Here is an 8,895-nt window from a genome sequence, read left to right as displayed (position 1 = left end):
CACATTCGTAGCTTCTATCTACGTACTGACACAGAAGGAAGGTGGTCGTCACACTTCATTCCGCAACAAGTACCGTCCTCAGTTCTACATCCGTACAATGGACTGCACCGGTGAAATCACTCTGCCGGAAGGAACTGAAATGGTAATGCCTGGTGATAACGTTGAGATCACCGTTACTCTGATTTACCCTGTTGCCATCAACGTAGGTCTGCGTTTCGCTATCCGCGAAGGTGGTCGTACCGTAGGTTCAGGTCAGATAACCAAGATCCTCGACTAATAGACAATTGAACCTGTCCTGACCGGGACAGGTTCTTTTAGGGGTGTAGTTCAATGGCAGAACAGCGGTCTCCAAAACCGTCAATGTGGGTTCGATTCCTGCCACCCCTGCCAAGAAAATAACAGTTATGTTCAAGAATTTCATTTCAAACTGTAAGGAATCTTACAATGAGCTTGTCCATAAGACAACATGGCCCACTGGCAAAGAACTGGCCAGCAGTGCAGTCATCGTTTTAGTAGCTTCCCTGATGATTGCCGTTGTAGTCTTCCTCATGGATAAGTGCTTCCAGGAGATAATGCAATTTATCTATCCTAATTGATTTGAGAAATGGCTGAGTTGGTGAAAAAATGGTATGTTCTGAAGGCCATCAGCGGCAAGGAGCTCAAGGTAAAGGAATATCTTGAGGCCGACGCCCGTAACAACGGCATTGAGGAACTCATTTCACAGGTGCTGATTCCTACTGAAAAAGTGGTCTCCGTAAAGAACGGCAAACGTGTCGTCAAGGAGCGCAGTTATCTTCCCGGATACGTCCTGGTTGAAGCTGTACTGGACGGTGAAATCAAGCAGAGACTTAGAAATTGCCCGAACGTTTTGGGATTTCTTGGAGGCATGGACAATCCGACGCCTCTGCGTCCTGCCGAAGTAAGCAGGATACTGGGTTCAGCGACTGAACTCGAAGAGACGCAGGAAGAAGTTCTCGTACCATTTACCGTAGGCGAAACGGTAAAGGTTACCTTCGGACCGTTTTCAGGCTTCAATGGTGTCATTGAAGAGGTTGACGACGCGAAGAAGAAGCTCAAGGTCATGGTCAAGATCTTTGGTCGTAAAACACCTATCGATCTTGGTTTTATGCAAGTGGAGAAAATGTAGGCCGACTGTTACCGGGTCTGCGTTCTCCGTATAGTGTTTACATATAATTTTTTTGGTAAAATGGCTAAAGAAGTTGCTGGAATAATCAAATTACAGATTAAAGGAGGCGCTGCAAATCCATCACCTCCCGTTGGTCCCGCTCTCGGTTCCAAGGGTTTGAACATAATGGACTTTTGCAAACAGTTCAACGCCAGAACCCAGGACAAATCAGGTAAGACACTGCCGGTGATTATCACTTACTACAGTGACAAATCATTTGACTTCGTCATCAAAACACCTCCTGTAGCCATCCAGTTGCTTGAAGCTACCAAGCAGAAGTCAGGTTCAGCAGAACCTAACCGCAAGAAGGTTGCTTCAGTGACCAAGGAGCAGGTTACAGCGATTGCCCAGGACAAAATGCCCGACCTTAACTGCTTTACACTGGAATCGGCTATCTCAATGGTAGCAGGTACAGCCCGTAGCATGGGTATCACAGTAAAGGATTGAGACCAGGCATTAACTGACTAAAGATTTAAGAAATGGGTAAACTGACAAAAAACCAAAAGGCTGTCGCTTCAAAGATTGAAGCCGGCAAGGCATATACCCTCAAGGAAGCAGCTGAGCTGGTCAAGGAAATCACCACCACAAAGTTCGATGCATCGGTTGACATCGATGTCCGTCTTGGTGTTGATCCCCGTAAGGCCAATCAGATGGTTCGTGGCGTTGTGACACTTCCTCATGGAACCGGTAAACAGGTTAGAGTACTGGTTCTTTGTACTCCTGACAAGGAGAATGACGCTAAAGAGGCCGGCGCTGATTTCGTTGGTCTGGATGAGTATGTTGAGAAAATCAAAGGTGGCTGGACAGAGATCGATGTTATTATCTGTACTCCTTCCGTAATGGGCAAGATTGGTCCTCTTGGTAGGATTCTCGGTCCTAGAGGCTTGATGCCAAACCCTAAGACAGGTACCGTAACCATGGACGTTGCCAATGCAGTGAAGGAAGTAAAGGCAGGTAAGATTGACTTCAAGGTTGACAAACAGGGAATCGTTCACGCAGCTATCGGAAAGGTTTCTTTCAGCGCATCCCAGATTGCTGACAACGCACAGGAGTTTATCAACACAGTTGTTAAGCTCAAACCTCAGGCTTTGAAAGGTTCTTATGTCAAGAGCATATATATCTGCTCTACAATGGGCCCTGGTATTTGTATTGACAGCAAAGGTGTTGGTGCTGCTTTGTAATTAAAATAATCTGTTATGAAAAAAGAATTAAAAGCACAAATTATTGATAAGTTGGCAGCACAGCTCGAGGAAACTCCAGGTTTTTACGTAACCGATGTTGAAGGCTTGAACGCCGGAGATACCACAAAGTTGCGTCGTGCTTGCTTTGAGAAGGGCATCAAGATGATCGTAGTCAAGAATTCATTGTTCTTCAAAGTATTGGAAAGAAAGGCGTTCGAAGGTTACGAGCAGTTCAAGGATGTTCTCAAGGGCTCTTCTGCAGTTATGTTCACCACCGTTGCCAATGCTCCTGCCAAGCTTATCAAAGAGCTTGGCGGCGATGACAAGAAGCCGGTATTGAAAGCTGCTTACGTACAGGACTGTGTTTATATTGGCAAGGAGAATCTCGAGACTCTCGTCAATATCAAGAGCAAGGATGAACTCCTCGGTGATATCATCGGTATGCTCCAGGCTCCTATGCAGAATGTTATATCAGCTCTCCAGGCTCAGGGTGGCCAGAAGATTGCAGGTATTGTAAAAACACTTTCAGAAAAAGAATAAAAAACAAAAATTAACACATAATAAAAATTTACAATTATGGCAGATATTAAACAATTAGCTGAGGAACTCGTTAACCTTACAGTAAAGGACGTTCAAGAGTTGGCAAAAGTTCTTAAAGAGGAATATGGTATTGAGCCAGCTGCTGCAGCTGTTGCAGTTGCTGCTCCTGCAGCCGGTGCTGCTGCAGCCGTTGCAGAGCAGACCGAGTTTGACGTAGTTCTCAAGTCAGCAGGTCAGGCTAAATTGCAGGTTGTTAAAGTTGTTAAAGAGCTCACAGGTCTCGGACTCAAAGAGGCTAAGGAACTCGTAGACGGCGCTCCTAAGGCAGTTAAGGAGAAAGTAAGCAAGGCTGAGGCTGAAGAACTGAAAGCTAAGCTTGAGGAAGTTGGTGCTGAGGTAGAAGTAAAATAACTTCAATCCACCCGGCTTCAAGCGGGAAATAATCAGGTTTAGGGTATTTATGCCCTAAACCTTTTTGTCGTTTTTTCAGTTTATTTTTTCCAACCCTTACAAAAATGGCGCAAAAATCTAACAATCAGCGTATTACATTCGCCACATCTAAGACACTTCTGGATTATCCTGATTTTCTTGAGGTTCAGCTGAAATCATTCAAGGATTTCTTTCAGTTGGATACAACCCCTGAAAACAGGAAAAATGAGGGTTTGTACAAAGTATTTCAGGAAGTTTTCCCTATCACAGATACGAGAAACAATTTCATTCTCGAGTTCATTGACTACTTTGTAGATCCTCCACGTTATTCAATGGATGAGTGCCTTGACAGAGGTGCCACATATTCCGTTCCTTTAAAGGCTAAATTGAAATTATATTGTACCGATCCTGAACATGAGGATTTCGAGACTGTAATTCAGGACGTGTACCTGGGTAGCATCCCGTATATGACACCAAGGGGTACCTTCATCATCAACGGTTCCGAGAGAATCGTGGTATCCCAGCTGCACCGTTCACCTGGTGTGTTCTTCGGACAGAGCATGCATGCTAACGGCACCAAATTGTATTCTGCCCGCATTATCCCGTTCAAGGGTTCCTGGATTGAGTTTGCAACTGACATCAACAATGTCATGTACGCATACATAGACAGGAAAAAGAAATTACCTGTAACCACACTGCTGCGTGCCATCGGTTTTGACAGCGATAAGGAAATACTTGATATTTTCGGACTGGCTACAGAGGTTAAAATTACAAGAGAGAATCTCCAGAATTGCATAGGCAAGAAGCTTGCCGCCAAGGTCCTCATGACCTGGAACGAGGATTTCGTTGATGAGGATACAGGAGAGGTTGTTTACATCGAGAGAAACAATGTTCTCTTCGAGAGGGAGATGGTTATTGACGAGACCAATATCGAGGATCTTCTCAATTCAGGAGTTGATACCATCCTCATCAAGAACGATGAAGCTTCCGCAGCCGACTATGCAATCATCTATAATACTTTACAAAGAGACCAGACAAATTCCGAGAAGGAAGCTATCTTGTTTACATACAGGCAGTTGAGAAATTCAGAACCACCTGATGAGGCTACTGCAAGGGATGTGATAGACAAACTCTTCTTCTCGGACAAGAGATATGATCTGGGAGATGTGGGACGTTTCAGACTGAACAGAAAACTCAATCTCGATACACCTGCGGACGTAAGAGTCCTTACAAAACAGGATATCATAGAGATTATCAGGTATCTGATTCAGCTTATCAACTCAAGGGCAACGGTAGATGACATTGACCATTTGAGCAACAGACGTATCAGAACCGTTGGTGAGCAGCTTGCAAACCAGTTCAGCGTTGGTCTGGCCCGTATGGCAAGGACAATACGTGAGAAGATGAATGTAAGGGATTCTGACGTATTCACTCCAACTGATCTGATTAATGCAAAGACATTGTCTTCAGTCATAAATGCGTTCTTTGCTACAAGCCAGCTGTCACAGTTCATGGACCAGACAAACCCTCTTGCAGAGATGACTCACAAGAGAAGGCTATCAGCTCTCGGTCCTGGCGGTTTGTCCCGTGATAGAGCCGGTTTCGAGGTGCGAGACGTACACTATACTCATTACGGCAGGCTTTGCCCTATTGAGACACCTGAAGGTCCTAACATCGGTCTTATTTCGTCTCTTTGCGTGTATGCAAGAATCAATGACCTTGGTTTCATTGAAACTCCATACAGAAAAGTGAGTGAAGGTGTGGTTGACCTTTCCAATAATGGTGTTGTATACCTCAGCGCTGAAGACGAGGAGAACAAGATTGTTGCTCAGGCGAATGCCAGGATAGATGATTCAGGTCTGCTTGTAGAGGATAGGATCAAGTGCAGATATGAGGCTGATTATCCTGTAGTTGGAAGGAGTGATGTAAACCTTATGGACGTTGCACCTAACCAGATTGCTTCAATTGCCGCTTCACTGATTCCTTTCCTGGAGCACGATGATGCAAACCGCGCCCTTATGGGCTCCAATATGATGCGTCAGGCGGTTCCTATCATTCATCCTGAGGCTCCTATTGTTGCAACCGGACTGGAAGGTGCTGTTGCAAGAGATTCACGCACCCAGGTCACTGCAGCCGGCAAGGGCGAGGTGGTATATGTTGATGCAAACGAAATCCACGTCAAGTATGACAGGACAGAAAATGAGAAGTTCGTAAGTTTCAGTCCGGATGTTACTGTTTATAAACTCCCTATTTACAGGAAGACCAACCAGAGCACTTCAATACACCTCAAACCTATTGTAAGAAAGGGTGAGAAGGTTGTTGCAGGTCAGGTTATGACCGAGGGTTATGCAACCCAGAACGGCGAGCTCGCACTCGGAAGAAACCTTAAAGTTGCATTCATGCCTTGGAAGGGTTATAACTTCGAGGATGCAATCGTGCTTTCCGAGAGAATTCTCAGAGAGGACCTCTTCACATCCATCCATGTAGATGAGTACATAGTTGAAGTAAGGGATACAAAACGCGGTGCCGAGGAACTGACATCGGATATACCTAATGTGAGTGAGGATGCTACACGCAACCTCGATGAGAACGGTATCATAAGGATTGGCGCCGCAGTTGAGCCTGGCGATATCCTCATAGGTAAGGTTACTCCTAAGGGCGAGAGCGATCCGTCTCCTGAGGAGAAACTTCTACGCGCCATCTTCGGTGACAAGGCAGGTGACTGGAAGGATGCTTCACTCAAGGCTTCTCCATCACTTTCCGGTGTTATCATAGGCAAGAGCCTGTACCAGAAGGCCGCCAAGGAAAGCGGAAACAAGAAACTCAAGAACAGTAACAAGGCCCTTATCCAGCAGGCTGAGGATGAATTCAACAGAAAGGCTAGGGTGTTGCGTGATAAGTTCCTTGACAAGCTGATGGTCCTTGTAGACAAGAAGGAGTCTGTTGGTATTTCAGACCTTTATGGAGCTGAACTCATTCCTGCGGGAAGCACATTCTCCAGAGAGGTTCTTGACAGCTTCAATTACGAGAACGTAAATGCGGTCAAGTGGACCAACGACAAGAACGCAAACAACCTTATCAAGCAGCTTGTAAACAATTATATGATGGTTTACAAGGAATACGAGGCCCAGCTTAAGAAGGAGAAATACAATATTACCATAGGTGATGACCTTCCTAACGGAGTAATGCAGCTCGCCAAGGTTTATGTTGCCAAGAAGAGAAAGATCAGAGTAGGCGACAAGATGGCGGGACGTCACGGAAACAAGGGTATTGTTGCCAAAGTTGTAAGGGATGAGGATATGCCTTTCCTCGATGATGGCACTATTGTTGATATCGTACTCAACCCTCTTGGCGTGCCTTCACGTATGAACCTCGGACAGATTTACGAGTCCGTACTCGGATGGGCGGGCAAGGAGCTTGGTCTCAAGTTCGCAACACCTATCTTTGACGGTGCTTCACTGGACGATATCTGTAATTATACCGATAAGGCAGGACTTCCTAGATATGGCAAGACCTATCTCCGTGATGGAGGTACAGGTGAGAAGTTCGATCAGCCTGCTACAGTTGGCGTTATCTATATGATCAAACTCGGACATATGGTTGACGACAAGATGCATGCCCGTTCAATAGGACCTTACTCACTGATTACACAGCAGCCTCTTGGCGGTAAGGCACAGTTCGGAGGACAGAGATTCGGAGAGATGGAGGTCTGGGCTCTCGAGGCATTCGGAGCATCAAATGTCCTTCAGGAGATTCTTACAATCAAATCGGATGATGTAGTTGGAAGATCCAGGGCATATGAGGCCATTGTAAAGGGCGATCCTATGCCAAATCCTGGAATTCCTGAGTCACTCAATGTGCTTTTGCATGAGCTCAGAGGTCTGGGCTTGAGCGTAAATCTGGACTAATTACTTAACTGAAAATCATAATTGAAAATATGCCTTTTACAAAAGATACTAAAGTAAAGAGTAATTTCAGTAAAATCAGCATCGGACTTGCATCTCCTGAGGCCATCCTTGAGAGGTCATCAGGAGAGGTCCTCAAGCCTGAAACCGTAAATTATAGAACATACAAACCGGAACGTGACGGTTTGTTCTGCGAGCGCATATTCGGACCATCCAAGGATTATGAGTGCCATTGCGGTAAGTATAAGGGCATCAGATACCGCGGAATCAAGTGTGACCGTTGCGGTGTTGTTGTTACCGAGAAGAAAGTCAGGAGAGAGAGAATGGGTCATATCAAGCTCACGGTTCCTGTAGCTCATATATGGTATTTCCGTTCAACTCCCAACAAGATAGGTTATCTCCTTGGCATTCCTTCAAAGAAACTGGATGCCATCATATATTATGAAAGATATGTGATTGTTCAGTTAGGTGCCGCAAAGGGTATTGAGCTGGCAAAGAATACCGAGAAGAAACATCAGATTGAGGAGCTTGAACTCCTTACAGAAGATGAGTACCTTGAGGTTTTGCACCAGCTTCCTAAGGAGAACCAGATGCTTTCTGACGATGATCCTCAGAAATTCATTGCCGCAATGGGAGCGGAGGCAATCTATACCTTGCTTTCACGAATCAATCTTGATGACCTGTCATATTCATTGCGCGCAAGGATTGAGAACGACAAGTCCCAGCAGAGAAAGGCTGAGGCATTGAAGAGACTCGGCGTGATAGAATCGTTCCGTGAGGCCAAGGATATAAACAAGCCTGAATGGATGATACTCAAGGTCATTCCTGTAATTCCGCCTGATCTGAGACCTCTTGTTCCACTCGATGGAGGAAGGTTCGCCACATCAGACCTCAATGACCTCTACAGAAGGGTTATCATAAGGAACAACCGTTTGAAGAGACTTATGGAAATCAAGGCCCCTGAGGTGATTCTCAGAAATGAGAAGCGTATGCTTCAGGAAGCGGTTGATTCATTGTTCGACAATTCCAAGAAGTCAACTTCAGCTAAATCGGATGCCAACAGAGCGCTCAAGTCCCTGTCTGATTCTTTGAAAGGAAAACAGGGCAGGTTCCGTCAGAACCTTCTCGGTAAGCGTGTTGACTATTCAGCCCGTTCCGTTATTGTTGTAGGTCCTGAACTTCACATGCATGAGTGCGGACTTCCGAAATATATGGCGGCTGAGCTTTACAAGCCATTCATTATCAGAAAACTGCTTGAAAGAGGCATTGTAAAGACAGTTAAATCGGCAAAGAAGATCATAGACAGGAAGGATCCTGTCATCTGGGACATTCTTGAGAATGTGATGAAGGGTCATCCTGTTCTGCTGAACCGTGCTCCTACACTTCACAGACTCGGTATTCAGGCCTTCCAGCCAAAACTCATTGAGGGAAAGGCAATACAGCTCCATCCTCTTGCATGTACAGCGTTCAACGCCGACTTCGATGGTGACCAGATGGCTGTTCACCCTCCGCCGGGCAATGCCGCCATTCTTGAGGCACAGCTGCTGATGCTTGGTTCACACAATATTCTGAACCCTGCAAACGGCGCGCCTATCACAGTCCCTTCACAGGATATGGTCCTTGGTTTGTACTACATTACCAAACCAAGAAAGGG

9 protein-coding genes and 1 tRNA gene are annotated in these 8,895 nt (G+C 45.6%); all 10 read left to right on the top strand.

The features are described from left to right. On the top strand, nucleotides 1–277 hold a 277-nt coding region (locus AC06L3_RS04420; RefSeq protein ID WP_475669411.1), incomplete at its 5' end, for an EF-Tu C-terminal domain-related protein. Nucleotides 278–316: 39 nt separating this feature from the next. Beyond that, a tRNA-Trp gene (locus tag AC06L3_RS04415) sits at nucleotides 317–390 on the top strand. 14 nt (nucleotides 391–404) lie between these two features. Continuing rightward, the gene (gene secE, locus AC06L3_RS04410; protein ID WP_475669410.1) at nucleotides 405–596 is read left to right on the top strand and encodes a preprotein translocase subunit SecE; all 192 of its coding nucleotides are present in this window, start codon (nucleotides 405–407) and stop codon (nucleotides 594–596) included. Between the two features lie 8 nt (nucleotides 597–604). Next, nucleotides 605–1,147 (top strand): transcription termination/antitermination protein NusG, encoded by a 543-nt coding sequence (gene nusG, locus AC06L3_RS04405; RefSeq protein WP_475669409.1) that lies wholly within the window; start codon nucleotides 605–607, stop codon nucleotides 1,145–1,147. 60 nt (nucleotides 1,148–1,207) lie between these two features. Further along, nucleotides 1,208–1,633 (top strand): 50S ribosomal protein L11, encoded by a 426-nt coding sequence (rplK, locus tag AC06L3_RS04400; protein WP_475669408.1) that lies wholly within the window; start codon nucleotides 1,208–1,210, stop codon nucleotides 1,631–1,633. Between the two features lie 32 nt (nucleotides 1,634–1,665). Then, nucleotides 1,666–2,367 (top strand): 50S ribosomal protein L1, encoded by a 702-nt coding sequence (gene rplA / locus AC06L3_RS04395; RefSeq protein WP_475669407.1) that lies wholly within the window; start codon nucleotides 1,666–1,668, stop codon nucleotides 2,365–2,367. Nucleotides 2,368–2,382: 15 nt separating this feature from the next. Further along, entirely contained in the window at nucleotides 2,383–2,907 is a 525-nt protein-coding gene (gene rplJ / locus AC06L3_RS04390) for a 50S ribosomal protein L10 (protein ID WP_475669406.1), read from the top strand. Nucleotides 2,908–2,943: 36 nt separating this feature from the next. Next, the gene (rplL, locus tag AC06L3_RS04385; RefSeq protein ID WP_475669405.1) at nucleotides 2,944–3,318 is read left to right on the top strand and encodes a 50S ribosomal protein L7/L12; all 375 of its coding nucleotides are present in this window, start codon (nucleotides 2,944–2,946) and stop codon (nucleotides 3,316–3,318) included. A gap of 104 nt (nucleotides 3,319–3,422) precedes the next feature. Next, a complete protein-coding gene (rpoB, locus tag AC06L3_RS04380; protein WP_475669404.1) occupies nucleotides 3,423–7,244 on the top strand; it encodes a DNA-directed RNA polymerase subunit beta in 3,822 nt (1,273 codons plus the stop codon). 29 nt (nucleotides 7,245–7,273) lie between these two features. Further along, nucleotides 7,274–8,895 (top strand): DNA-directed RNA polymerase subunit beta' (locus tag AC06L3_RS04375; RefSeq protein WP_475669403.1); only part of this gene is annotated, 1,622 nt, incomplete at its 3' end.

Source organism: Candidatus Egerieousia sp. (assembly GCF_056211015.1).
Note: the sequence above shows the minus strand (reverse complement) of the source record. Positions and strands in the feature narration are given on the sequence as shown.